The 23,259-nt window shown below is 51.9% G+C and carries 21 protein-coding genes; 12 read left to right on the top strand and 9 right to left on the bottom strand.

Features of this window, described 5'->3' with window-relative positions; translation table 11 throughout:
* Positions 1-198: 198 nt before the first annotated feature.
* Positions 199-1,290, top strand: coding sequence for a TRAP transporter substrate-binding protein (locus QJQ48_RS00735; protein WP_346289257.1), 1,092 nt, complete (start codon positions 199-201; stop codon positions 1,288-1,290).
* Between the two features lie 44 nt (positions 1,291-1,334).
* On the top strand, positions 1,335-3,593 hold the full coding sequence (locus QJQ48_RS00730) for an ATP-binding protein (protein WP_346289256.1): 2,259 nt from the start codon (positions 1,335-1,337) through the stop codon (positions 3,591-3,593).
* Positions 3,594-3,746: 153 nt separating this feature from the next.
* On the opposite strand, the gene yccX is transcribed toward QJQ48_RS00730, so the two are convergent.
* Genes yccX through QJQ48_RS00705 form a run of 5 tightly spaced genes read right to left on the bottom strand, consistent with a single transcriptional unit; the run spans position 3,747 to position 7,152 of the window.
* The gene (gene yccX / locus QJQ48_RS00725) at positions 3,747-4,037 is read right to left on the bottom strand and encodes an acylphosphatase (RefSeq protein WP_346289255.1); all 291 of its coding nucleotides are present in this window, start codon (positions 4,035-4,037) and stop codon (positions 3,747-3,749) included.
* 19 nt (positions 4,038-4,056) lie between these two features.
* Positions 4,057-4,944, bottom strand: a complete 888-nt coding sequence (locus QJQ48_RS00720) for an SMP-30/gluconolactonase/LRE family protein (protein WP_428843010.1) — start codon at positions 4,942-4,944, stop codon at positions 4,057-4,059.
* Positions 4,944-5,237 (bottom strand): hypothetical protein, encoded by a 294-nt coding sequence (locus tag QJQ48_RS00715; RefSeq protein ID WP_346289462.1) that lies wholly within the window; start codon positions 5,235-5,237, stop codon positions 4,944-4,946. The genes QJQ48_RS00720 and QJQ48_RS00715 overlap by 1 nt, the downstream gene beginning before the upstream one ends.
* A gap of 50 nt (positions 5,238-5,287) precedes the next feature.
* A complete protein-coding gene (gene cbiE / locus QJQ48_RS00710) occupies positions 5,288-6,541 on the bottom strand; it encodes a precorrin-6y C5,15-methyltransferase (decarboxylating) subunit CbiE (protein WP_346289253.1) in 1,254 nt (417 codons plus the stop codon).
* The gene (locus QJQ48_RS00705) at positions 6,538-7,152 is read right to left on the bottom strand and encodes a precorrin-8X methylmutase (RefSeq protein WP_346289252.1); all 615 of its coding nucleotides are present in this window, start codon (positions 7,150-7,152) and stop codon (positions 6,538-6,540) included. Before QJQ48_RS00705 ends, cbiE begins: the two co-directional genes overlap by 4 nt.
* A 40-nt stretch (positions 7,153-7,192) precedes the next feature.
* Between QJQ48_RS00705 and holA the strand changes: the two genes are divergently transcribed.
* From holA to obgE, 3 genes are all read left to right on the top strand, one after another.
* A complete protein-coding gene (gene holA, locus QJQ48_RS00700; RefSeq protein WP_346289251.1) occupies positions 7,193-8,173 on the top strand; it encodes a DNA polymerase III subunit delta in 981 nt (326 codons plus the stop codon).
* A 181-nt stretch (positions 8,174-8,354) separates the two neighbouring features.
* The gene (locus QJQ48_RS00695) at positions 8,355-8,798 is read left to right on the top strand and encodes a DUF4168 domain-containing protein (protein WP_346289250.1); all 444 of its coding nucleotides are present in this window, start codon (positions 8,355-8,357) and stop codon (positions 8,796-8,798) included.
* Positions 8,798-9,844 (top strand): GTPase ObgE, encoded by a 1,047-nt coding sequence (obgE, locus tag QJQ48_RS00690; protein ID WP_346289249.1) that lies wholly within the window; start codon positions 8,798-8,800, stop codon positions 9,842-9,844. Before QJQ48_RS00695 ends, obgE begins: the two co-directional genes overlap by 1 nt.
* Positions 9,845-9,853: 9 nt before the next feature.
* On the opposite strand, the gene QJQ48_RS00685 is transcribed toward obgE, so the two are convergent.
* The 4 genes from QJQ48_RS00685 to deoC all read right to left on the bottom strand — a co-directional run bounded on the left by QJQ48_RS00685 (position 9,854) and on the right by deoC (position 14,293).
* On the bottom strand, positions 9,854-11,005 hold the full coding sequence (locus tag QJQ48_RS00685; RefSeq protein ID WP_346289248.1) for a glycosyltransferase family 4 protein: 1,152 nt from the start codon (positions 11,003-11,005) through the stop codon (positions 9,854-9,856).
* Between the two features lie 106 nt (positions 11,006-11,111).
* Positions 11,112-12,566 carry an MFS transporter gene (locus tag QJQ48_RS00680; protein WP_346289247.1) on the bottom strand — a complete coding sequence of 485 codons (1,455 nt, stop codon included), beginning with the start codon at positions 12,564-12,566 and terminating at the stop codon, positions 11,112-11,114.
* Between the two features lie 12 nt (positions 12,567-12,578).
* Positions 12,579-13,538, bottom strand: coding sequence for a DNA repair protein RecO (gene recO / locus QJQ48_RS00675; protein ID WP_346289246.1), 960 nt, complete (start codon positions 13,536-13,538; stop codon positions 12,579-12,581).
* Between the two features lie 68 nt (positions 13,539-13,606).
* Positions 13,607-14,293, bottom strand: coding sequence for a deoxyribose-phosphate aldolase (deoC, locus tag QJQ48_RS00670; protein WP_346289245.1), 687 nt, complete (start codon positions 14,291-14,293; stop codon positions 13,607-13,609).
* 167 nt (positions 14,294-14,460) lie between these two features.
* On the opposite strand from deoC, the gene QJQ48_RS00665 reads away from it, so the two are divergent.
* From QJQ48_RS00665 to QJQ48_RS00635, 7 genes are all read left to right on the top strand, one after another.
* Entirely contained in the window at positions 14,461-15,399 is a 939-nt protein-coding gene (locus tag QJQ48_RS00665; RefSeq protein WP_346289244.1) for a glycosyltransferase family 2 protein, read from the top strand.
* A gap of 81 nt (positions 15,400-15,480) precedes the next feature.
* A complete protein-coding gene (locus QJQ48_RS00660; RefSeq protein WP_346289243.1) occupies positions 15,481-16,446 on the top strand; it encodes a glycosyltransferase family 2 protein in 966 nt (321 codons plus the stop codon).
* An 11-nt stretch (positions 16,447-16,457) separates the two neighbouring features.
* Positions 16,458-17,108 (top strand): hormogonium polysaccharide biosynthesis acetyltransferase HpsU, encoded by a 651-nt coding sequence (gene hpsU / locus QJQ48_RS00655; RefSeq protein WP_428843006.1) that lies wholly within the window; start codon positions 16,458-16,460, stop codon positions 17,106-17,108.
* Between the two features lie 471 nt (positions 17,109-17,579).
* Entirely contained in the window at positions 17,580-18,350 is a 771-nt protein-coding gene (locus QJQ48_RS00650; protein WP_346289242.1) for a WecB/TagA/CpsF family glycosyltransferase, read from the top strand.
* A gap of 278 nt (positions 18,351-18,628) precedes the next feature.
* Positions 18,629-20,893, top strand: a complete 2,265-nt coding sequence (locus QJQ48_RS00645; RefSeq protein WP_346289241.1) for a GumC family protein — start codon at positions 18,629-18,631, stop codon at positions 20,891-20,893.
* Between the two features lie 57 nt (positions 20,894-20,950).
* On the top strand, positions 20,951-21,994 hold the full coding sequence (locus QJQ48_RS00640; protein ID WP_346289240.1) for a polysaccharide biosynthesis/export family protein: 1,044 nt from the start codon (positions 20,951-20,953) through the stop codon (positions 21,992-21,994).
* Between the two features lie 165 nt (positions 21,995-22,159).
* Positions 22,160-23,227 carry a glycosyltransferase family 2 protein gene (locus tag QJQ48_RS00635; protein WP_346289239.1) on the top strand — a complete coding sequence of 356 codons (1,068 nt, stop codon included), beginning with the start codon at positions 22,160-22,162 and terminating at the stop codon, positions 23,225-23,227.
* Positions 23,228-23,259 lie beyond the last annotated feature (32 nt).

The following is a 23,259-nucleotide window of genomic DNA, read 5'->3' as shown; positions in this document are numbered from 1 at the left end:
GCGCAAACGGCTGAGGCAAACTCAGATTTCCGCCAAATTTATCAGCAGTGGCGGAAGTTCAAACAAGAGATTTCTCAGTGGAATCGTATCAACGAGTTCAGCTTTGCTGAATTTGCTTTTGAGGACAATCAGCTATTGCAGCTTTGATCATTGGCTTTGGCAAAATTTGTTGCTCGCATTAGGAAGCCTCAAGACACTATGAAACGTCGTCATTTCGTGGGAACTGCTACTGCTGCTAGCGGAGGTTTATTGGCACAGCGGAGCTATGCTCAAAGCAATTCGGCTGCCGTTGACGGCTCTGCTCCGCTCGTTCAGTGGCGGATGGCCACGAGCTGGCCTAAATCTCTTGATATTGTTTTCGGCAGCGTTGATGCTATTTGTCGCCACGTCAGCACGGTCACGGATGGTCGCTTCACGATCACACCCTATGCGGCAGATGAGATAGTGGCTGGCCTAAATGTTATGGATGCCGTGGCGGCAGGAACCGTAGAGTGCGGCCATACAGCTAGCTACTATTACATCGATAAAACCCCAGCCCTAGCCTTTGCTACAACCGTGCCTTTTGGCCTGAATGCTCAGCAGCAAATTGCCTGGTTGATGAGTGCTGGCGGCTTAGAAAGCATTCAGCGCCTTTATGCTGACTATGGCATTATCAATTTTCCCGCCGGCAGCACGGGCGCCCAAATGGGCGGCTGGTTCAAGCAGCAGATTAACTCTGTGACGGAACTGCAGGGACTAAAAATGAGGATTCCGGGGCTGGGCGGGCAGGTAATGGAGCGCCTAGGCATAGACGTGCGCGTGCTGGCGGGCAATGAAATCTTTGAACAGCTAGAGCAAAATTTGATTGATGCCGCTGAGTGGGTTGGCCCCTATGAAGACGAAAAGCTGGGTCTTAACCGCATTGCGCCTTACTATTACTATCCAGGCTGGTGGGAACCGGGCACTACCTACGAGGTGCAGATAAATTTATCTGCCTGGCAGCAGCTACCGCTGGAATATCAGGAAGCACTGCGTTCGGCTGCTCTAGAGTCTCATACCCTGATGCTAGCCAAATATGATGCGGCCAATGGAGAATCTTTGCAGCGGCTCATCATGAGCGGAACCAGCCTTTTACCCTATAGCCCAGAGATTCTACGGGCTGCGAAGCAGGAAGCGTTTGCGCTTTACGAAGATACAGCGAGTCAAGATGCTGATTTTCGGAAAATTTATACTCAGTGGCGAACTTTTCGTGCCGAAATTTATGGTTGGAATCAGGCTAATGAGTTGAGCCTAGCCCAGTTTATAGACTAAATCTTTTTGATGTGTTTTCCCTGTTGTTTTAAGTCTGAATCTTTATGTTCTGGCGATCGCTGCTGTTGCGAAGTAAGTCTTATCGGGATTGGTTGAGCTGCGGGCTTCGCACCCAGCAGAAGAGGCTGAAATCTAAATACAGTCAGCTCAGCATTGGCAAAAAGCTCAATCTGAGCTTTGGCCTTTTGGTGGCAGTGACGTTTTTAGTTGTGGGGATCACCTATGGCGAAGGATACCGGGCTAATGTCAGCATTGATAAAACGCAGCAGTACCATTTTCCCTCGGCCCTAGCGTCGGCCCGCGCCCAGTCCAACCTTTTAAGTATGCTGTCGAATGTGCGAGGCTACCTGGCGACTGCGGAGTCTGAATTTCGCAACCAGTATCAGGCTTCACGTCAGGCTTTTGAGGCCGATTTAGAACAGCTCAAAAACTTGATCAGTGACCCCGCCATCGTTCAAAAGATGCGAAATACTGCTAACGCGGGTCAGATGGAAAGACTGGCTAGGCTAGAAACGCTTTATCAGCAGTGGCTGTTTTTACCCGAAGACATGTTTGGGCTGAAAGACCGGGTGATTGAGAATCAGCCTGCTCTCAAGCAGCTTCAGTCTGAAGGCGAAATTCAAATTAACTCTACTTTAAACAGCACTACTGAGCTGATCAATCTGCAGCTACAGCAGACTCTTACCTCCAGCGATCTAACCCGATTAGAGGCTTTCTTTGAGTTTAAAGGTTCTTTTGCCCTAGCCGTAGCGGCGCTGCGAAGCTACCTGGTCACGCGCAGTCCGACTTTTCGTTTTGAGTACGCCGCTCAAAATAAAAACAACCAGGCCGCTTGGGCACAGATTTTGCAGCTACGCTCCCAGCTTAGTCCTGAGCAGCAAGTCACGCTCAGCCAGTTAGAAAAATCCTATACGGCTTTTACGCAGCTACCCGCCCAGCTTTTTAGCATTGTTGAAGGCGATCGCTACCGTAACGATCTCTTTTTGTTTAAAACGCAGGCAGAACCTTTAGCGGCCAGGATGCTGGAGGAGCTAGATAAAATCGTAGTTGCAGAACAGAACGCCTTGCTGTTCGAGCTAGAAGCTAGCCATACTAATTTGGCCAGGGCACAGTGGCAAACTTTGCTAGGGGGGGGGACCTCTCTGGCTCTAGCGATCGCCTCAGCATTGGCCCTCAGACGGGCGATCGCCATGCCAATTGAACGCCTCACCCAAGTGACCGCCAACATTGCCAAAGGGGACTACACGGTCAAAGCGCCCATCACCTCCCAGGATGAGATTGGGGCGCTAGCGGGCACCTTCAACCGCATGACCCGGCACCTGAGACATTCTCACAGAGCTTTAGAAACTTACAACCGCAACCTAGAACAGCAGGTTACCGAACGAACACAGGAGCTGCAGATCAAAAATGATCAGCTACAGACCACCCTGAAGGAACTTAAACAGGCGCAGCTCCAGCTAATTCAAACCGAAAAAATGTCTAGCCTGGGCCAGCTTGTCGCCGGCGTTGCCCACGAGATCAACAATCCGGTGAATTTCATTTACGGCAACTTAGCCCACATGAATGCCTACACTGGTGACCTGCTGAAGCTGATGTCACTCTACCAGCAGCACTATCCTGAACCTGTGCCTGCTATTCAAAACGAGATTGAAATCATCGATCTCGATTTTGTCACAACTGATCTCCCTAAAGTGCTGGATTCTATGAAGCTGGGCGCTCAGCGCATTCAAGGTATTGTCGCCTCTCTGCGGACTTTCTCGCGCATGGACGAAGCGGAAGTTAAAGCAATCGATATTCATCAGGGCATAGATAGCACATTGAAGATCTTAGAGAGCCGTCTCAAGGCGCAGAATAACCGCGTGGCGATTGGCGTGGTCAGGCGATATGGCTTACTGCCGCCCGTCGAGTGCTATCCGGGACAGCTCAACCAGGTCTTTATGAATATTTTGTCGAATGCCATCGATGCCTTAGAGGAACGCTGTCTAGCAGAAACAGACTTTGAGCCGGTCATTTGCCTCGTGACCGAACCGACAGAGGACAATCAGGTAAAAATTATGGTGTCAGATAATGCCTGGGGCATGTCTGACACCGTTAGGCAGCGGCTCTTTGATCCGTTCTTCACGACTAAACCTGTAGGCAAAGGCACAGGCATGGGGCTTTCTATTAGCTATCAGGTGGTAACCGAGCGGCATGGCGGCAAACTGATCTGCGAGTCGGAGCTAGGTCAGGGCAGCCTTTTTACAATTTTGATCCCCACGGTTCAGGTATCTCAGGCCGTGGCTCAGGCCGCCGTCGAATCCTAATCACTCAGCAGGAGAAGCCAAATCAAGTCCGATTTAGATTGCCGGGTTTTCTCCCTTCGGGAGACACTTCGTGAACGACTTCGCTCAACCCTCTGCTTAGCTACGGATTAAGTATTGAGCGTCGAAATGCATCTTATGGATCATCAGATTGACTTAGTGAGCGATCGCGAAGCTGTCGAATTCTCCCGTCGCGGCTTTTGCAGCTGACTCAACCTGGGTGACGCGGGCAGCGGTTGGCCCCTGCTGTGCCCAAGCTACAAGCGCCTGCAAGGTCTGGCTATCGCCTTCAGCGACGATTTCAACGGTACCGTCAGCCAGATTTTTCACATAGCCGCTGAGGCCCATTTGCAGCGCCTGCTGACAGGTGTGATAGCGAAAGCCCACTCCCTGCACTACGCCGTGGACAATTAGCTCAACTCGCTGCATCCTTTTTTCCTCGTCCATAGTACCTGTAGATTAAAGCCTACGGCTCTAGCCGTCCGGCGAAAGCACTGCTGGGTAAACCAGCGACATCTGTTTGAATACAGAACAAATCACCAGAGGCTATGCTGTTCTGAATTTCGGCCTCACTCAGCCCCACCGAAGCCGTAGTCACATACAGGGTCTTTAAGTCACGACCGCCAAAGGTGCAGGCGGTTGGGCGCTGGACAGGGAGAGAAAAACGAGCCATTTCCTCCCCCTGGGGACTAAAACGGATCACGCACCAGCCGTCCCACATAGCTGACCAAAGACAGCCTTCGGCATCTACCGTTAAACCATCCGGCGTCAGCGCTGCTGGCCTCAAGTCAATGAAAACGCGCCGCTGGGCGATCGCGCCGCTGGCTAAGTCAAACTCGTAGGCATAAATAATCTTTTGAGCTGAGTCAGTTAGGTAAAAGACCTGATTGTCTGGACTCCAGCCGATGCCGTTCGAGATGGTTAATCCAGTTTCCATAGAATGCAATGAACCGTCGGGATCGTAGCGATAAAGGCTTGCTTCTGGTCCCTGGGTAGACATAGAGCCGAACCAGAACCGCCCCGCGACATCGCACTTCCCGTCATTGAAACGGTTGTGGGGCTTATCAGCTTCTAAAGAAAGGAGAGGGCTGAGGTGTCCTGTTTCCAGGTTTAGAATAGCGAGTTCATGGCGCAGGGCGAGGAGCAGGCGACGGGCGGCAGCGATCGCCAAGCAGCCGACTACCTGGCCCACATCAAAGTAGCGCGATTGGCCGGTAACTGGATCAAACTGGTGTACCCGGTGGTTGTAAATATCGACCCAATAGAGACATTGCTGCGCTGTATCCCAGGTTGGCCCTTCTCCCAGTCTGGCTCTGGCAGTTAGAACATTCTCAACGGGATAGGCTGGAGTTATCACTGCTTGAAAAAGCTACAAATGAAGGAACCGGGTCCGTCTGCTTGAAACGGGACTGTTTCGCCGTCTGAGCGCGTCCGCATCCGCCGCCGACAGTCATAGACCTCGACCGGGCGTTTGACACCGCCGATGCTGACCTCAGCTCGATACTGCCAGTAGTATTTGGCGCTGCGCTTGAGGCTTAGGATACAAATTTCTGGCTCTGTCTGCCTTTGACAGCGAGAAAACGCCTGGGCTGGAGCCGCGATCGCCAGCCACAGCAGTAAGCTCAACAGCGCGATCGCCTTTGCCATCGCCAATTTATTTATCACTAATGACAAAATTACCATTAAAGCAGCACTGCTTAGGGACTGCGACTGAAAATGACCAGCGTTACCGGATTGAGCGGCGTCCACCGGGTCAGAGCGGCCACACCAATAGAACGGGAAAGCTGGGCCTGCAGCAGCCGATAGCGCCAGTCTGGTCTATGCTGCTGCCGCCAGGCAAGGACAGTGCCGAGGTGTTCTAGCGTCGCTAGAGCCAGCACAATAAGGCCGCCGGGTTTGAGCCGCTGAGAGCTGACCTGCAAAATATCGGTCAGATAGCCACCGCTGCCGCCCACAAATACGCGATCGGGATCTGGCAGCGCTGCCAGGGCGGCAGGGGCCGCCTGGGCAATTAACTCGACAGTCTGAGTCTCAAAACGCTGACAGTTTTGCTGAATCAGGGCGGCCCCTGCCGCCGTTTTTTCAATGGCATACACCTTGGCGCTGGGCTGCAGCCGAGCCACTTCGATGCTGACTGATCCTGTTCCTGCCCCGATATCCCAGATAACTTGATGGGGCTGGAGGGCCAGTTCACCCAAAATCAACATCCGCACTTCTCGCTTCGTTATCAGGCCGGGGCGATCGCGAAAACTCAAAAACAAATCATCTGCCAGCCCAAACCCCGGCAGGGCTGACAAATCCAGGGTCGCAGCCGGGGGCTGTCGCAGCAGAATCACTAGGTTGAGCGGCGCAAAGGTCTGCTCAGTCGCCGCCGCCGCTGAAAAGCAGCGCACTCGTTCAGACTTAGCCCCCAGATTTTCGCACACCCAAAGCTGGTAGGGCGCCGCTAGCGCCAGCAGCAGCTCCGCGATCGCCGCAGGCGTATTGTGGCTATCGGTCAGAACGGCAATCTTTTCGGCTTCCTGTTTCAGGGGGGGCAGCAAGTTGTCGAGCGATCGCCCGTGGAGGCTCACCAGTTTGGCCTCCTGCCAGGGAACTTTGAGCCGACTGAAGGCGAGCTGCACAGAACTTAGGTGGGGATGAAAGACTAACTCCTCAGCCGCAAAATGCTGTAGCAGCAGCCGTCCTAGGCCAAAAAAGAGCGGATCTCCAGAAGTCAGAATGACTACTGACCGTTGGGGATATTGCTGCCGCTCAGACCGGATGGCTTCGAGGGCCGTCTGGAACGGGCTGAGCGGCCAGCGCTGCGCCGAACAGTCAGGAAAATAAGCTAGATGGCGATCGCTGCCCACCAGTATCCCTGCCTGCTCAATCACGGTCAGAATGGCGGGTGATAGATCTGCCGCCCCGCCCGCCCCGACCCCTACAACCTGTATCGGTAGACAGTTCATGATGACTCCCAGGCCAGTACCAGCAGCGCGTTGACAATTGCCGCCGCCACGCTAGATCCCCCTTTGCGACCGTTAACTAGAATCTGAGGCACGTCTAGGTGGGCTAGCTGGGCTTTAGCGGCTTCGACCCCGACAAAACCCACAGGCACACCAACGACGAGAGCAGGCTGTACTGTCCCTGCGGCGATCGCTTCGCACAGCACCGATAGCGCCGTAGGCGCGTTGCCAATTACATAAATTCCGGTGGGGTACTGGCGACAGCAGGTCAGCATTCCGGTCGCCGTTCGGGTTTTACCCGGCAAAGCCGCCTTAGCCTGATCCACAGCCACAACTACCGGATTTTGAAAAGTACGGCTAACCATTGTCCGAATTCCCTGTTTAATCATATTGACGTCTAAGATCAGCGGAGATCCTGCCGCCAAGGCCGTTTTGGCCGCGGCGATCGCCGTTGTGCTAAACTGCAGCTCCTGCTTAAAGTCAAAGTCAGCCGTACTATGAATTACGCGGCGCACGACTGCATATTCACTATCAGTAAAGTCATGAGAGCCGATTTCAGCGTCAATGATGGCAAAGCTCTGCCGCAGGATCGGATGTTGAAACAGGAAAGCCATAACTCGAAAACTCTTTTGCTCTCCTATTGTGACCTTAGCCATGCCAGTTTATTTGTTTTGGGGGGATGATGACTTTCGGCTCGATCGGGCAGTCGAAGAACTGTGCGATCGCAGCCTAGATCCTCAGTGGAGCAGCTTCAACTATGACAAGCTCAGTGCCGACCAGGCAGAAAACGTCACTCAGGGGCTAAACCAGGCCATGACTCCTCCCTTCGGCCTGGGTCAACGAGTCGTTTGGCTGCACAATGTCCCTATTTTTCAGCGCTGCAGCGAGGCCACCCTGCAGGAACTGACCCGAACATTGCCGGCCATACCCGACAGCAGCGTTTTGCTGTTTACGAATAGCCAAAAGCCAGACGGTCGGCTCAAATCGACTAAGCTGTTGCAGAAGCATGGCAAAGTGCGAGAGTTTGCTAAAATCCCCCCTTGGAAAGTTGAGCAGATCCAGCAGCAGGTGCGTCAGGCCGCTGAGCAGGCCAAGCTGCGCCTAGCCCCAGACGCTGTTGAGCTACTAGCCGCGTCGGTAGGCAATGATATGCGCCAGCTCGTCAATGAAATAGAAAAACTGAAACTCTATCAGGGCAATCAGCCCCAGCCGCTAGCTGCTGATATCGTAGCTAGACTGGTAGTCGTCAATACGCAAAACAGCCTGCAGCTAGCGGCTGCCCTGCGTCAGGGCGATACTCCCAACGCTCTACAGTTGGTCACCGATCTGGTGAACCGCAACGAACCCAGCCTCCGCATTGTATCGACACTAGTAGGTCAGTTTCGGACTTGGCTTTGGGTCAAAATTATGATGCAGGCCGGTGAGCGCGACGAGCGGGCGATCGCCCAGGCGGCTGAGGTGAGCAATCCTAAGCGAATTTATTTCCTACAAAAAGAAGTTCGGTATCTTTCCCTGCCGAGCCTACAACAAACGCTGCAGCAGCTTCTAGAATTAGAAGCAAGCCTCAAGCAGGGCAAAGCTGAAATGCCTACACTGCAAACGAAAGTTATCGAAATTTCGCAGCTTTTTCAGTAAAGTATAAAACCATTAGCTTCCCGGAACTTCACTTTGAGTAGAATGGTCTGGGGCAACTATGAGTTTTCAAGATAGTTTCAATTGTTATCTAGAGCGCCAGATGTCAATTCAAATAGTATCTCCTCGTTTGTTCCAGTTCCGTCGGCGGTTCCTGCGCTCGGTTTCTGCATTGAGTAGCCTTTTGGTTGCGGCTTCGTTAGTGTCCGGCACTCGCATCGACTGGCAAAAGTCTCATTTTCAGGTTGTTGATAATGCGGTACAGGCACAATCGCAGCCCGCTACCATCACCTCTGAAGAAATTGTTGGCTATGCCCGCGCAGTCTTGCAGATGGATAGGTTGAGAACAGCGGCTTATACCCAAGTTAAAGACATTCTAATGGCAGAAAACTTAGATGCTAGCCAGTTCAATCTCACCTGCACCAATGCCAACAATCTTCCCAACGTGCCTCGCCGCCTCCGCTCCCAGGTGAGAGAAATTGTGGTTGGCTACTGTTCCCAAGCCGCTGAAATTGTGGTCAATAACGGTTTGAGCGTTAATCGTTTCAACCAAATGACAGCCGCCCATCAGCAGCAGCCAACACTTGAAGCCCAGATTCGTCAAGCCATGATTGAGTTACAGCAGTAATGCAGTTTATTGACCAAGCAGAAGTAGAGGTGCTGGCGGGCAGCGGCGGCGACGGCCTAGTGGCCTTTCGGCGCGAAAAGTACGTGCCAGCGGGCGGGCCTGCTGGCGGCAATGGTGGCCCTGGTGGCTCAGTTTATCTGGTCGCAGTCAATCACCTGCAAACGCTGCTGGACTTTAAATATGCACATAGCTTCAAAGCGGCCAGCGGAGAGCGCGGCGGACCTAAAAACAAGACTGGCGCGGCCGGGCGCGATCGCCAGATTGAAGTTCCCTGTGGCACTGTTGTCTATGATGCTGAAACGGGCGAACTTTTGGGAGACTTGGTTCAGCCGGGACAAAGCCTCTGCGTCGCTCAGGGCGGCAAGGGCGGCTTGGGCAATCGCCACTTCCTCAGCAATCGCAATCGGGCACCCGAAAGAGCATTGCCGGGTCTGCCAGGCGAAGAACGTCGCATTCGCCTAGAGCTGAAGCTGATTGCAGAAGTGGGAATTATTGGGCTGCCCAACGCGGGCAAGTCTACTCTAATTGCGGCCCTATCTTCCGCTCGTCCTAAAATTGCTGATTATCCCTTTACTACCCTGGTCCCCAATCTAGGCGTTGTGCGCAAAGCCACCGGCGATGGTACCGTCTTTGCCGATATTCCCGGACTGATTGCGGGAGCCCATACAGGTTTGGGGCTAGGCCACGAATTTTTGCGCCACGTCGAGCGCACCCGGCTCCTGCTGCATTTGGTAGACGTAACTGCTGAGCAACCGCTGGCCAACTATCAGACGATTCAGCAAGAGCTAGAGGCTTATAGTGATACCCTGGGCGATCGCCCTCAAATTTTAGCGCTCAACAAAGTTGAAGCCATGCCAGCGGAAACAGTAGCCGCGATCGCGGCTGAGTTAGAGGCGATCGCTCACACTCCCGTCTTTTGCATTTCTGCTGTTGCAGGCATCGGCCTAAACGAGCTAATGCAAGCAGTCTGGCAAGTTTTAGACCAGCCTGAACCTGTTGAAATAGATGCCACCTTGACTGCTGCTAGTGAGCTTGCGTCAGGCTGAAGGGCGCTATCAGGCTCCCCGACTCAGATAAAGCCGCGAAGTGCGCAAAATCTCAGCATAGAGCGTTTCTAGCTGGCTAATATTGCCGCCTAGGGTATAGCGCTCTAGTACCCGCTGGCGGGCCTTACGCCCTAGTAGCGTGGTCATTTCAGGATGATCTTGGAATACAGGCAGCAATGCCTGGAGCTGGGTCGAAACCCGCTGCGTATCTAAAATCACCCCAGCCCCATTTTCTAAGACCTCGCCGTCAGCTCCTGCATCGGTGGCAATGCAGGCAGCCTCACAGGCCATACCCTCTAGCAGCGAGAGAGATAACCCCTCTACTAAAGAGGGCAGCACAAACACGTCCGCTCCGCGCAGAATCTCAATGCGCCGCTGCTCGTCTGCTACAAACCCCAGCCAAATCACGTTTTCAGCAGAGCCGTAAAAAGCACGTAGCGAAGCAGTTAAAGGCCCGCTGCCCACAATAACCAGTTTACTGCTGGGCGCTAGTTTGGCCTGCTTCCACCCCCGTAGTAGAGACTCCACGTTTTTCTCAATGGCAAGTCTCCCCTGGTAGACAAACAGCCGCTCAGCCTGAAACTCCTGCTTGACTGCAGCAGGTCCGGGCGCATATTTCTGAATATCGACCCCATTGGGAATGACGCTGACTCGCCCTGCCGGCACCCCTAGCTTCACTAACAAGTCTCGCTGGAGCTGAGAAAAGACAATTACGCAGTCGTAATGGGCTAGGCAGGGCGCATAAATCTGATAGGTTAGATGCTGGGTGCCAGAGGTCAAATTGCGCCGTCGCCGATCAAAGGGCGGATGAAAAGTGGCAACCAATGGAATGCTCAATTCCTGACAAATTTCTGGCAGGCGGAAGTCGAGCGGTGACAGGGTTAACGAAGCATGAACAATATCAGGCTTGAGTCGCTTTAAGGCCTGTGCCAGCAGCTTGCCTGATCGAAAAGAAGGAATTGTCAGGATCTGCGACTTAAAAATGAAAGGCAGCGAAACCTCTTGACAATCTGGGCGATCGCTTAGCGTCTCCTCCTCCGGCTGGGCAAAATGTAAAAAAGTTACCTGATGTCCTCGATCCAGTAGGGCATTTGTGATCTCCCGACCATAGGTAACATTGCCGCAAAAAGGAGATTTCTTACCAAGCCAAGCGATGTGCATTCAATTAATAGAGATAGCTAACGGCTGCCAGGAAAGTCGACTAAAAATCGTCAAGCCATGACTTTATGAGAACTTAACAAGTATATAGCCGCTTCTCAGCAGATTCTCAAGCGGTCAGTTGGGGACGGCCAATATACCAGGTAATAATTCCTCCTGCCGCAACCAGCGCTGCCAGCGCCAGAAATACGGTGCGCAGTCCCAAAAACGTCTCCGCTACGCCAGCTAGCGCCAATGGCAAACTTAAAGCAATATTAATTAAATTATTTTGCAGTCCAAAAACCTTACCTCGCATATCCTCAGGCGTTTTTTCTTGAATCGTCGTCTGCATCGGAATGCCCACAATGGCGGCAAAGACGCCTAGCAAACCGATTAAAAGCAGACAGAGCCAAAGCTGTTCGGCTAAAAATGCCAACCCCAGCAGCGTGGTGGTGATGCCTGCAGAGCCAAAGATGCTGAGCTGGCTGCGAGCGAACCGCTGGCCAAACTGCCCAATCAGCGCTGCGCCTATAGCCATGCCAACCCCCGCCATCGCCAGCAAAAAGCCAAACTGGGAGGATTTCAGCACCGTAATGACTTCAGCTAGGCGCACTGCCAGCACCGCCAAAGCGGCAAAGACAGAAAAAAGCAGCACGAGCTGAATCAGAGCGCCGCGGACAGCAGGCTGCCCCTTTATGTACTGCAGACCTTCTCGAATATCCTGCCAAACGTGGGGATCGCTTTGCTGCGCTTCTCTTTTTTCGTGGGGCTGCAGCAGCAGCAGCAGCAGGCCAGCGATGCCGTAGCTAACGCCTACTAAAATATCTTTGCCCAGTCCTGAGCCACCATCCAAGGGGGCCAACAGGCGATCGGCGATCGCCAGCAGCGGATCGCCCACGGCAAAGCCAATGATCACCGAGGCCATCATCGTAGTCGTATAAAGTGAATTGGCTGAAAGTAAATTCCCTCGCTTCACCACCAGCGGAATAACCGCTTGCTCTGCAGGTGCAAAAAACTGGGTTAGGGTGGACACTAAAAAAGTCGTTGCGAGGAGAAAGCAAAATCCTGCCGGCAGACCCCAGAGGGTGCCCCAGTCTTGCGACAGCCACAGCAATCCCGGCAGCAAGACTACCAGCAGACCCCGCAGCAGATTAGTGACAACCAGCACCGGCTTCTTGGCCCAGTGATCTACATAAACGCCAGCCAGCGAGCCAAACAAGACGGCTGGAATGGTGAAAGCAATCATGACGGCTGAAACCCAGCCGCTGATGGTTTGCCCCGGTGCTTCAAACTGGCTAGCGATGATAGCAATCATCAGCACTAAGTAAACTTTATCGGCTAGCTGAGAGAACACCTGACCACTCCAGAGGGTCAAAAAATTAGCGTTCTGTAAAACTGGCCAAAATCCCCTAATTGGCTGCGATACCGCCGGTTGACTGTTGCCGTTTGCTGCTTGACTCGCCGACTCAGACTGATTTCGCGAATCTGGGGTACAAGCAGACATCTGAGCAGCCCCTTCTTGATCAGGGCGCTCATCAGTGGCAGCCACCGTTTTTGCCATGTCTGCGTCAGATTCTTGAAACATAGATGAGAAAGTTTAGTTGAACGATAGTGAGGCTGTAGAAAAACAGGTATCAATCAGCGCGGCTGAGCGAATAGACCTGTCTAGATGATATTGAGCGTAATGTCTGAGAAACTTTTCGAGCCGATACCAGAGATGATGCGGGCTGGCGGTTACAGCCAATGGCAGCGGCGTTGTCATTGGCTGAGCAACCAGTAACTGGGGATGACTGAGCTGCTGAAAGAGGGCTAATTCTAAAGCACTCAGGTGAAATATCCGATCTGCTTTAGGTTGCCGTCCTGCTGCGCTAGCCTTTTGCCTCAGATCCGTTTTTTTAGAGCCAGAGGCGTCTGCTTGCCTAGCTGCTGGGCTTTTAGCCGGAACTATGGCGGGTCGTCGCTCTGCCGCAGCGCGATCGCCAAGCTGCTCTAGCCTAGAAATCTGCACGGTTCCACCAGCCGCTAGGCTAAAGCCCACCTGCCAGTCTGGATCTAGCAAGTCGGGAACAATTGGCTCTTGCGTAATGCAGCAAACATGAACCTGAGGAGCAATCCCCGCTAGTGCCAGCAGGTGAAAAGTTGCCTGCGCTAGGCAGGGAAGCACCGCTGCCGCCGCCGCCTGCTCTAGCCGCTCCAAATGTTCTAGCAGCAGACAAAATAAGGCCTCTTGAGGCTGTTCGCTCAGAGCCTGATAGAGAGTGAGTTCAGCCAGGTATTGGCTAGCGGTGAGCTTAGTTAAGTTAGCGCTCAGTCCCGCATAGGAGCGCTCAGTTTCCGCCTGTGAAATTCTGTCTAAGCTTTTGCCCTTAGACAGCAGCAGCTGATTGACGACAAAAAGGCCGCTGCGACCTGCCAAACGGGAATTGTGCTTACGGGCACCGGGAGCGACAGCTCGAATCAGCCCCTGCTCTGGCGTCAAAATTGTCAGCAACCGATCGGACTCTCCCAAAGGAGTGCCCTTTAAATTAATTCCGGTTGCTTTATAAGTGCGACTCATTCAGAGCAAATCAAAGAAGACAAACAGCAGCTTCTCAAGCTAGAGATATCAGCAAAATCTAGTAGCGGCTATTCTTCTAGGATACCGCGATCGCGTATAATCTCGGGTCCTCTTGAAGTGCCTAGTCGGGTAGCCCCCGCCAAAATTAGCTCGACCGCCTGATGCCAATTGCGAATTCCGCCGGATGCCTTAATTCCCATGGCATCGCCAGCCATCTCCTTCAGTCGGCGCACATCGGCTACGCTAGCGCCGCCAAACCAGCCCGTATGGGTCTTCAAAAAAGCAACCCCGGCATCCAAACAGGCTTCTACGGCTGTCTGCTGCTCTGCAGCTGTCAGCAGTGCCATCTCCAGAATCACCTTAACGGTTTGTCCGGTTGACTCGCAAATTTCAGCAATTTCCTGATGTAGCTGATGTACTGCCCCCTGTTTGACCCAGCCTAGGTTGATTACAACATCTAGCTCGGTAGCGCCATTTTCAACTGCTTCCTGAGCCTCATAGAGCTTGGCCGCAGACGTGGTTGCTCCAGTGGGAAATCCGATCACGGCGCAAACTTTGGGCGCTTTGTTGTGCAGTAATTCAGCCGCCTGCCGCACATGGGTTGGATAGAGGCATACGGCGGCAAAGCCGAATCGGTCAGCCTCATAGCAGACCTGCTCTACCTCACGGCTAGTTGCTGTCGGCTGCAGTAGGGCATGGTCAATAAAAGGCGCAACATCAATCTCTTCTGGCTTGGTAAACACGCTAGATTGCACTAAGATTTATCCGGGCTTAACTGGAATGTTAGTGCAAAACGGATTGTCCTGGTCGCTTTAGCTAACTTTGTCAGTAGATAGCAAAGTCACTGTACAAAATGGGCATCTTAAATTAGAGATCGAGTCTCGCTATCTGGCGTATTTCTCATAAACGGCCTTAACTTTTTATGCCCCAGCCTCAGATATCCGCCATCATTTGCACCCACAACCGAGCTGCCTATTTAGGGGGCGCAATTGATAGCTTGCTACAGCAGACCTTCACCGCATATGAGGTGATTGTGGTTGATAATGCTTCTAGCGATCATACCCGCTCTGTGGTGGAAGCTCGCCTGGGTGACTCGCGGCTGCGATATCTCTATGAGCCTCAGCTTGGTCTCTCCACCGCTCGCAATGCCGGTGCGCTTGCAGCTAAGGGTGAGATTTTAGCCTATTTAGATGACGATGCTGAGGCCAGTCAGGACTGGCTCGTGACGCTCTATCAGGTCTATCAGCAGAATTCTCAGTTGGCGATCGCAGGCGGTAAAGTGACCCTAATCTGGCCCCCGGAAACCACACCTCCCCGCTGGCTATCTGCCGAACTCTCAGCCAGCTTAGGCACCTACGACTTAGGCGAGCAGCTGATCTATATTGAACAGCCGGGATTGACTCCGCGCGGCCTGAATTACTCCATTCGCAAATCGTTCTTGACCAGTATTGGTGGCTTCGATCCTAACCTGGGTCGTGTCGGGCAAAATCTACTCTCCAATGAAGAAATGCACATGACTGCGCTAGCCCTGCAGTCAGGCTGGCAGGTTGCCTATGTTCCGGAGGCATTAGCGGCTCATCATGTAGCCCCCGATCGCCTAAAACCCTCCTGGCACCTAAACCGCAGCTGGTGGCAGGGTATTAGTGAATGCTACCGCGAACAGATTGCCGGTCGTGCTGGCTGGCACCAACTGCAGCGCGGCGGCGAACGCTTGCTCAGAGGCAGCTACAAAGTGATCAAATATTGTCAAGATCCGGCGGAGCGTTTTGCCAATCTTGCCTATGCCTATGGGCAAATTGGTTATCTTTTAAGCGCTCTGCAGGGCATAATTCGTCCAGCGACGACTAAGCGATCGACCTAGTAGCTGCTCGGTGAATCGCCAATAGCAGCTTAGCGTCTTCCTCCGTTATTGTTTGCCCTTATAGTTGGCCTAACCCTCAAAATGTCTACTGCTTCATCCAAGATTCCGGTTTCTGTTCTTATTCCCGCTAAGAATGAAGAGGCTAACCTACCTGCTTGCCTAGAGAGCGTTGCTAGAGCAGACGAAATCTTTGTAGTAGATTCTCAAAGCAGCGATCGCTCTATTGAAATTGCCCAAGCAGCAGGCGCTGAAGTTGTTCAGTTTCACTTCAATGGTCGCTGGCCCAAAAAGAAAAATTGGTCGCTTGAAAATATCGCCTTTCGCAACGACTGGGTTCTGATTGTAGATTGTGATGAGCGCATTACCCCAGAACTTTGGGATGAAATCGCCGCAGTGATTAAATCTTCTGACCACAACGGCTACTATCTCAACCGCCGCGTCTACTTTTTGGGCAAGTGGATTCGGCACGGCGGCAAATATCCAGATTGGAACCTGCGTCTCTTTCGTCATCGCCTGGGCCGCTACGAAAACCTGCATACCGAAGATATCCAGAATACCGGCGACAACGAAGTACACGAACACGTGATTGTGCCTGGAACAATCGGCTATCTTCAACACGATATGCTCCATATTGACTTCCGCGATCTCTATCAGTGGCTAGCGCGTCACAATCGCTATTCCAACTGGGAAGCCAGAGTCTATTACAACCTGCTGACGGGGATGGGGGAAGATGGCACCATCGGGGCCAGCCTGTTTGGTGATTCCGTTCAGCGTAAGCGCTTCTTGAAGAAAATTTGGGTCAGACTGCCCTTCCGCCCTTTATTGCGCTTCATTTTGTTCTATTTCGTACAGCTAGGTTTTTTGGACGGCAAAGCCGGTTACATCTACGGGCGATTGCTCAGCCAATACGAATATCAGATTGGCGTGAAGCTTTACGAGCTGCGACAGTTTAGCGGTCATCTAAACGTTCAAGCGGCTGAAAGGATCTCTGTTGTGGAGCCATCTGTTCAGCTACCTGCGCCCTCAAGTCCTCAACCCGATGCCTGAGCCAGTTCAAAATGTCGCGGCCCGATTCTGCCAACGAGAAGTCTGACTCATCTGTATCCCTGCCGACCTCAGCCCTGAGTTTGGGAGCTGAAGCTCTAGTAGATTTGCGGCGGTACGATCAGTCCTGGTTTGATCCAGGCCGCCCGCGCTGGCTGATCATGCTCTGGTGGCTGGTTCAGGCGATCGCCTTTCCGCTTACGCTCCATGCTCATCACGCGCCTCGGCGCACCCTATTGCGTTGGTTCGGGGCCAAAATTGGCAAAGGCGTAATTATTCGTCCAACGGCGAGATTTACCTATCCCTGGAAGATCTCTATTGGCGACTATAGCTGGATCGGTGATGATGTTGTCTTCTACAGCCTCGACCCTATCTATGTGGGCTGTCACTGCGTCATTTCTCAAGAAACCTATCTGTGTACGGGCAGCCATAGCGCTAGCAGCCCCACCTTTCAGCTACAAACTGCGCCCATTTTTATCGAGAATGGCGTTTGGATCGCGACTGACTGCTTTATAGGACCAGGCGTCAGAATTGGCGCAAATGCTCTCATAGGTGCTCGCAGCGGCGTTTTTAGAGATCAACCCCCACAGCAAATTTGCCGTGGAACCCCCTGTCAGCCCGTAGGCTTTAGATCAATAGAGATTGCTTCTCTGCCGAAAATCTAAAAACGCCTTGCCATGTTTTCTCCATTGAGAATAAAACAGTCCTGCTCAGCGCCTTTAAAGAGTCTTTAAGATCGACCTTCAAAGTCTTTAAGGTTAATTTTAGCGTTGAGCCTAGAATATTCTAAGAATGCAGTCAGTCCGTGGTTCTACCTAGAGAGGGAAGCGCTGATCACAGCGGCTTCTGCGAAATTTTTCAATTGAGCAAAATAGCTTCTTAAAACTGAGCTTTTTAGCCGAGTCATTGTACTACCAATTCTTCTGATAAGTAGGCGGACCTAATTATTTGTAGATGTTGAGTTTCGTTCCTTAATCGCAACCTACATTTACTCATATTTAGCTGCGCCTACCTGTTTACTCGACGGCGGTTTTGTCGTTTTGCTAAATTTAGTGCTCAAAAAATAATTTTGAGGGTACAGCACGTTCCTGAGACTCTGTTGGTTCTTGAGTTAAAAGCGACTAACGGTAACTTTGATGAATCAAATTAGGCTCCTCAATATCAGAATCGATAATCTTTCGCTAACGGAGCTTTTGGAACGCTTAAATCCTATTTGGGGGGGCATTGTTCTGACTCCAAACGTGGATCACTTGATGAAGCTACAAAATGACAGTCATTTTTACGATATTTATCAGGCTGCCCAATATCGCATCTGTGATAGCCAGATTCTGCTGTATGCCTCCAAATTCTTGGGGACGCCCATTAGCGAAAAAATTTCAGGTTCTGACTTATTTCCGGCATTCTGCCAAAAGTACGGAGCTGACCCAGCAGTCAAGATTTTTCTTCTAGGGGGTGCTCCCGGTGTCGCTCAGCAAGCCCAGCAGAATATCAACCGTCGCATTGGACGCGAACTGGTCGTGGCGGCTCATTCTCCCTCATATGGATTTGAGGTCAAAGCAGGAGAATGCCAGCAAATTTTGAAGCTAATTAATCAGTCTAATGCCAATGTATTAGCAGTCGGCTTGGGAGCGCCGAAGCAGGAAAAGTGGATTTTTAAATACAAAGACTCACTCAAACATATAAAAGTATTTTTGGCTCTTGGGGCAGCTCTCAGCTTTGAAGCGGGTACTCTCAGCCGGGCACCTCGCTGGATGAGTGAACTGGGCTTAGAATGGCTACATCGCTTACTGCGCGAACCTCGGCGGCTGTGGCGACGCTATTTGATTGACGGATTGCCTTTTTTCAAGCTGATTGTGCAGCAAAAGCTAAACTGCTATCAAGATCCTTTTGCGAGTAGAACCTTGTGAGTTTGGCAAGATAGGCTGTAGGTTCAACTGACTCTGCCAGTCAATCGTAAAATAGTTACAGTGAATGACTACAGTCAGGAACTTTTCTAGCCAATTCCGGTTCGATTAAATAAATGCTCGCCGACCTGCTGCTCTAGCTTTTGAGGGTCCTTGGCTCCAAAATTTACGAAATCTTGTTGGCAGCTAAGTTATTGATTTGCTTAAGCTAGAGAGTAGTTTCTACAGAGCACCTAGCAACAAACCTGGTGTCACTACAGCCTCAACCGCAACTTGTTTCTATGGAATCTAAGACAGCTAAAGAAGAGACAGCAGATGCTGTTGAACAAATAGATCTGCGGAAATACTGGCTAGTACTAAAGCGGCGATGGTGGGCAGCGGCAGGAGCTTTCATGGTGCCCGTAGCGGCTGCAACTGCGTTAACGCTGGCAGAAGATCCGGCTTACCAGGCTAGCGGCCAGCTTTTGCTACAGGTTGACCGTTCGGCTTCGCTGACCGGAGGCGTTGGACAAGATCTCAGCGATTTTGATACAGTCGGTAAGACCGATCCCCTCAAGACCCAGGCGGCTCTGCTGCGATCGCCCGTCATCTTAGAAGAGGTGGTAGAAGAACTCAATATCAGAGACGACAACGGCGATCTTGTTTCTCCTGGATCTATAGCCAGAGGACTCAACGTTAACAATTTGGGCAGTTCAGATGTCTTAGTTGTTACCTATCAGTCTGGCAACCCGGCGCTGACGGTCGATATCGTCAACCAGGTGATGCAGACTTATATCGAGAAGAATGTTTTAACTAACCGGGCAGCGGCTGTAGCCGCTCGTGAGTTTTTAGAAAAAGAGCTGCCCGTCGCTCAGACCGAAGCAGAAGAGGCTGCTGAAGAAATTCGGCAGTTCAAAGCGCAAAACCAGGTAGTTGCGCTTGAGCAAGAAGTTTCAACAACGCTGACAACCATTGCCGCTTTAACAAACGAAATTAATCAGATTCAGGCCAGATTGGCTGAGCTAGAGTCCCGCTCCTCGGAGCTACAGCGGCAGCTTGATATGTCACCTCAGCAGGCGGCGACAGCCAGCACCCTCAGTCAGGCTCCTGGGATTCAACAGGTCTTGACCGATTTGCAGACAGCTCAGACTGAGCTAGCCAGCCAGCAGGCCCTTTATACTAACAGCCATCCGGTTATTGAAAACCTTCAGCGTCAAGTTGACTCACTCAATACGCTTTTGCAAGAACGGGTAGCTCAGGTACTGGGTCAAACTTTGGCTGTTCCGGCGGCTAGCCTGCAGATGGTCAGCTTACAACAGGGTCTGACTTCAGAACTGCTAGCGGTGGAAATTGAGCGACTAAGCCTATTGCCCCGTATCGATAGTCTGGTAGATACGCGATCGCGCTTTCAGCAGCGAGCTAATGCCTTTCCCGTACTGGAAAAGCGGCAGCGTAGTCTTGAACGCAAATTTGAAGCCGCCACAGACATCTACGAATCTCTACAGACTCGGCTGCAGGAGATTTCCATTAGTGAAAATCAAAGCATTGGTACCGCCCAAATCATTGAAGCAGCTTCTAGTCCCACGACAGTGTCCTCCGATAGTAAGAAGCTGCTAGTGGCGGGTGCGGGCGCGGGCATTTTCTTAGGTATTGCCGTTGCTTTCTTCCTAGATCTAATTGATCGTACCGTAAAGACCGTTCGAGATGCCGAAGCCCTCTTTGGCTATACGCTCCTGGGAGTTATCCCCAAATCTGATATTGATTCAGAAGAGCTACCAATTCTAAATGACCTTTCTCTTCAAAAATCAAATCAGCAAATCTCGCCTCGCATAGTCACCTTCGATGCCTCTAGCACCTCTAGCTCATTTGTCTATGGGGCCTACCAGATGCTGCAGGCTAACCTGAAGTTTATGAGTTCTGATAAGAAAAATCGGGCGATCGCAATTACCAGCTCGGTGCCCAAAGAGGGCAAATCAGAAGTTTCGGCCAATTTAGCAGCGGCTTTAGCCCAAAACGGCGATCGCGTTTTGCTGGTTGATGCCGATATGCGATCGCCTTCGCAGCATCATCTGTGGGGCCTAGTCAATTCTGTAGGTCTAAGTCATGTCTTGGTTGGCGAAGGGAAGCTAGATGAAGCGATACAGACCATTTCTCAGAACCTCTTCGTTCTGACGGCAGGCGTTATTCCCCCCAATCCCCTGGCTTTAATTGACTCAGAACGGATGAAATCCCTGGTGCAAGACTTTTTAGGTCAGTATGAGTATGTAGTGTTTGATACGCCTCCTCTGACGGGAATTGCGGATGCTGCCGTCTTAGGCACTGCTGTCGATGGTGTGTTACTTGTAGCTCGGACTCGCTTCGTTGATTCTGCCAGCGCCACCGCTGCTAAATCCTTGCTCGCTCGTTCAGGCGCCAATGTTTTAGGTTTGGTTGCTAACGGCGTTGATACCAAAGACGAGCCTCAGAGCGTCTATGCCTACTACTCTAGAGCGCCGGAAGAGTATCGCATTGGCGGCGCTAATAAGTCGGCGTCTTCTTCCAAGCTGCCAAAGATATTTTCCAACTGATTTTTACCCTAAAACTTTCTTGAGTTTTGCTTAAAAGCTATGGTTTGTGGCTCAACCTTGAAACGGCTTCCTTTAGCAGCTCTACTAGCTGCAGGTTTACTGAGCAATAGCCGGTTTTTACCGCCTGCGGCTGCCCAGTCTTTGATTAGACCGCTGCCACCAATTGAGGACGGTGAGGCCGCCCCACTGCCAGTCGCCGTCTCGCAAGACTATATTCTCGGATCAGGCGATGCTCTATCGATCAACGTCTTAGGCTATCCAGAATTTGAGATTGAGCGCGTTGTCTTACCTGATGGCTCAATTTCAATACCCTTGCTTGGTTTTGTCCCGGCGGCTGGTAAAACGCTGCCTACCGTCAGAGCTGAGCTAGATGATCGCCTACGCCGCTTTCTGGTCAATCCGGTTGTCAGCATCAGCCTGACAGAAACCCGCCCAGTCATTGTTAGCGTGGCTGGTGAAGTCCATCGCCCCGGCCCCATTCAGCTGACTGGCACAGGTGGCTCGACGGGGGTTCCAACGCTGAGTCAGGCCCTGATTGCGGCGGGCGGGATTCAGCAAGATGCAGATATTCGCCAGGTATCAGTTGAGAGAACCAATGCGATTGGACGGCGAGAGCTGATTACGGTTAATTTTTGGGAAGCGCTCATCTCCAACACAGAAGCGAAAGATATTCTACTGAGGGATGGCGATTCTGTTTTTGTGCCAGAACTCACAGAGCCGGTCGAGGTTGATCAGCGTTTGATTGCTAGTTCGAGCTTAGCTCCCGCTGAGATTCGCGTGCGAGTAGTGGGAGAAGTCAGAAGTCCCGGCGAAGTCCAGGTTCCCCCTAATAGTTCTATTTCAAGTGCTGTGGCGGTAGCAGGGGGGCCAACTCAAGATGCAAGACTGTCTGAAGTCGCGCTCATCCGCATCAATGAAGAAGGGCTGATTGAGGAACAGGTGGTTGACCTTGATGACCTAGTTGATAACTATCAGGTACAGGACGGCGACGTGATTTTCGTCGCTAAACGGTCATTCCCCTCAATCCTAGACTTCCTAGGTCGGGTTTCTAGGGGAGTGTTGGCGCCGCTGAGCCTGCTAGATTTTTTGACCAGCTTTTAACTTGCTTGCCCACTATAGCTTTAACTAAACGTGTTGAGACTCAGCCATCTGCTTATTTTGCCTGCTGCGGTCGGTATGCTGATAGTAGCTATTCTTTTTTTGTTACTTTCAGGGCTGCTGTTAATAGAGTGCCTTGCGGCTCTAGCTCGCCGCTCACCGCAGCCGATGGTTGATACGTCAGTCAGAGCAGCCGTTTTAGTCCCAGCCCATAATGAAGCTATCTGCATTCATAAAACCTTAGAATGCCTAGTCTCTCAGGTATCCGAGCTTCAGGACATTTTAGTCGTAGCTGATAACTGCACTGATGATACGGCTGAAATTGCTCGCTCATTTGGCGTGTCCGTCGTTGAGCGTAGCAATCCCAGTCAGAGGGGAAAAGGCTATGCCCTTGATTATGGACTCAAGGCTTTAGCTGAGTTGTCGCCTGATGTAGTCGTCATCGTAGACGCAGACTGTTTGGCTCAGCCGGGTGCTGTGGGTAGACTGGTCTGCGAGGCGATCGCTACGCAGCGTCCTGTACAGGCAACCTACCTGATGGAAAAACCGGCCCAGCCCAGCCTAAAAGACGCCGTGTCTGCATTCGCTTTCAAAGTTAAGAACTTAGTGAGACTTAAAGGACTGCGGCAGTTAGGTTTGCCCTGTTCTTTGACAGGTACCGGCATGGCCTTTCCCTGGCAGGCTCTCCAAACGGTTGATTTAGCCAGCAGTCACATTGTCGAAGATATGAAGCTGGGACTCGATTTAGCGATCGCAGGTTATCCGCCTACTTTTTGCCCTGAGGCCCAGGTACTCGGACAGCTCCCTCAGGAGGAAGCTGCCGCTAAAGGCCAGCGAACCCGCTGGGAACACGGACACTTGCAGATGATTAAAGCTTACGGCTTGCCCACCCTAGCAACGGCTATCAGTCGATGGCGCTTTGACCTGCTGGTGATGGGGCTAGACCTCTGTATTCCACCGCTCTCACTGCTGGTTGTGCTGTGGGCTTCTTGCTTGATCACAGCCGCAATCGTGGGGATCCTGACGAGTTTTTGGTGGCCCCTAGCTCTGCTAGCGGTAAGCGGCAGTTTTATTGGGATTGCTATTTTAAGTGCCTGGCTTAAGTTTGGCCGCAGTGAGCTGTCCTTCCAGCAGCTAATATCGATTCCACTCTATATTGCCGCTAAGGTGCCCCTATACTTAAGTGCCTTGCGGAAACCTCAGGCAGAGTGGGTCAAAACTAAAAGAGATGCTTGAGATGCTTGCTATTGCTCAATAATGTGACAAAT

This window comes from Sphaerothrix gracilis Ecp01, assembly GCF_030405905.1.
Lineage (GTDB): Bacteria > Cyanobacteriota > Cyanobacteriia > Phormidesmidales > Phormidesmidaceae > Sphaerothrix > Sphaerothrix gracilis.
This window is presented reverse-complemented; position numbering and strand designations above follow the sequence as displayed.

Excerpts from the sequence above, each read along its gene's own strand:
- QJQ48_RS00735 (WP_346289257.1), top strand. The coding sequence starts at position 199 with ATGAAACGTCGTCATTTCGTGGGAACTGCTACTGCTGCTAGCGGAGGT.
- QJQ48_RS00730 (WP_346289256.1), top strand. The coding sequence starts at position 1,335 with ATGTTCTGGCGATCGCTGCTGTTGCGAAGTAAGTCTTATCGGGATTGG.
- yccX (WP_346289255.1), bottom strand. The coding sequence starts at position 4,037 with ATGGACGAGGAAAAAAGGATGCAGCGAGTTGAGCTAATTGTCCACGGC.
- QJQ48_RS00715 (WP_346289462.1), bottom strand. The coding sequence starts at position 5,237 with ATGGCAAAGGCGATCGCGCTGTTGAGCTTACTGCTGTGGCTGGCGATC.
- cbiE (WP_346289253.1), bottom strand. The coding sequence starts at position 6,541 with ATGAACTGTCTACCGATACAGGTTGTAGGGGTCGGGGCGGGCGGGGCG.
- QJQ48_RS00705 (WP_346289252.1), bottom strand. The coding sequence starts at position 7,152 with ATGGCTTTCCTGTTTCAACATCCGATCCTGCGGCAGAGCTTTGCCATC.
- holA (WP_346289251.1), top strand. The coding sequence starts at position 7,193 with ATGCCAGTTTATTTGTTTTGGGGGGATGATGACTTTCGGCTCGATCGG.
- obgE (WP_346289249.1), top strand. The coding sequence starts at position 8,798 with ATGCAGTTTATTGACCAAGCAGAAGTAGAGGTGCTGGCGGGCAGCGGC.
- QJQ48_RS00685 (WP_346289248.1), bottom strand. The coding sequence starts at position 11,005 with ATGCACATCGCTTGGCTTGGTAAGAAATCTCCTTTTTGCGGCAATGTT.
- QJQ48_RS00680 (WP_346289247.1), bottom strand. The coding sequence starts at position 12,566 with ATGTTTCAAGAATCTGACGCAGACATGGCAAAAACGGTGGCTGCCACT.
- recO (WP_346289246.1), bottom strand. The coding sequence starts at position 13,538 with ATGAGTCGCACTTATAAAGCAACCGGAATTAATTTAAAGGGCACTCCT.
- QJQ48_RS00665 (WP_346289244.1), top strand. The coding sequence starts at position 14,461 with ATGCCCCAGCCTCAGATATCCGCCATCATTTGCACCCACAACCGAGCT.
- QJQ48_RS00660 (WP_346289243.1), top strand. The coding sequence starts at position 15,481 with ATGTCTACTGCTTCATCCAAGATTCCGGTTTCTGTTCTTATTCCCGCT.
- hpsU (WP_428843006.1), top strand. The coding sequence starts at position 16,458 with ATGTCGCGGCCCGATTCTGCCAACGAGAAGTCTGACTCATCTGTATCC.
- QJQ48_RS00650 (WP_346289242.1), top strand. The coding sequence starts at position 17,580 with ATGAATCAAATTAGGCTCCTCAATATCAGAATCGATAATCTTTCGCTA.
- QJQ48_RS00645 (WP_346289241.1), top strand. The coding sequence starts at position 18,629 with ATGGAATCTAAGACAGCTAAAGAAGAGACAGCAGATGCTGTTGAACAA.
- QJQ48_RS00635 (WP_346289239.1), top strand. The coding sequence starts at position 22,160 with ATGGTTGATACGTCAGTCAGAGCAGCCGTTTTAGTCCCAGCCCATAAT.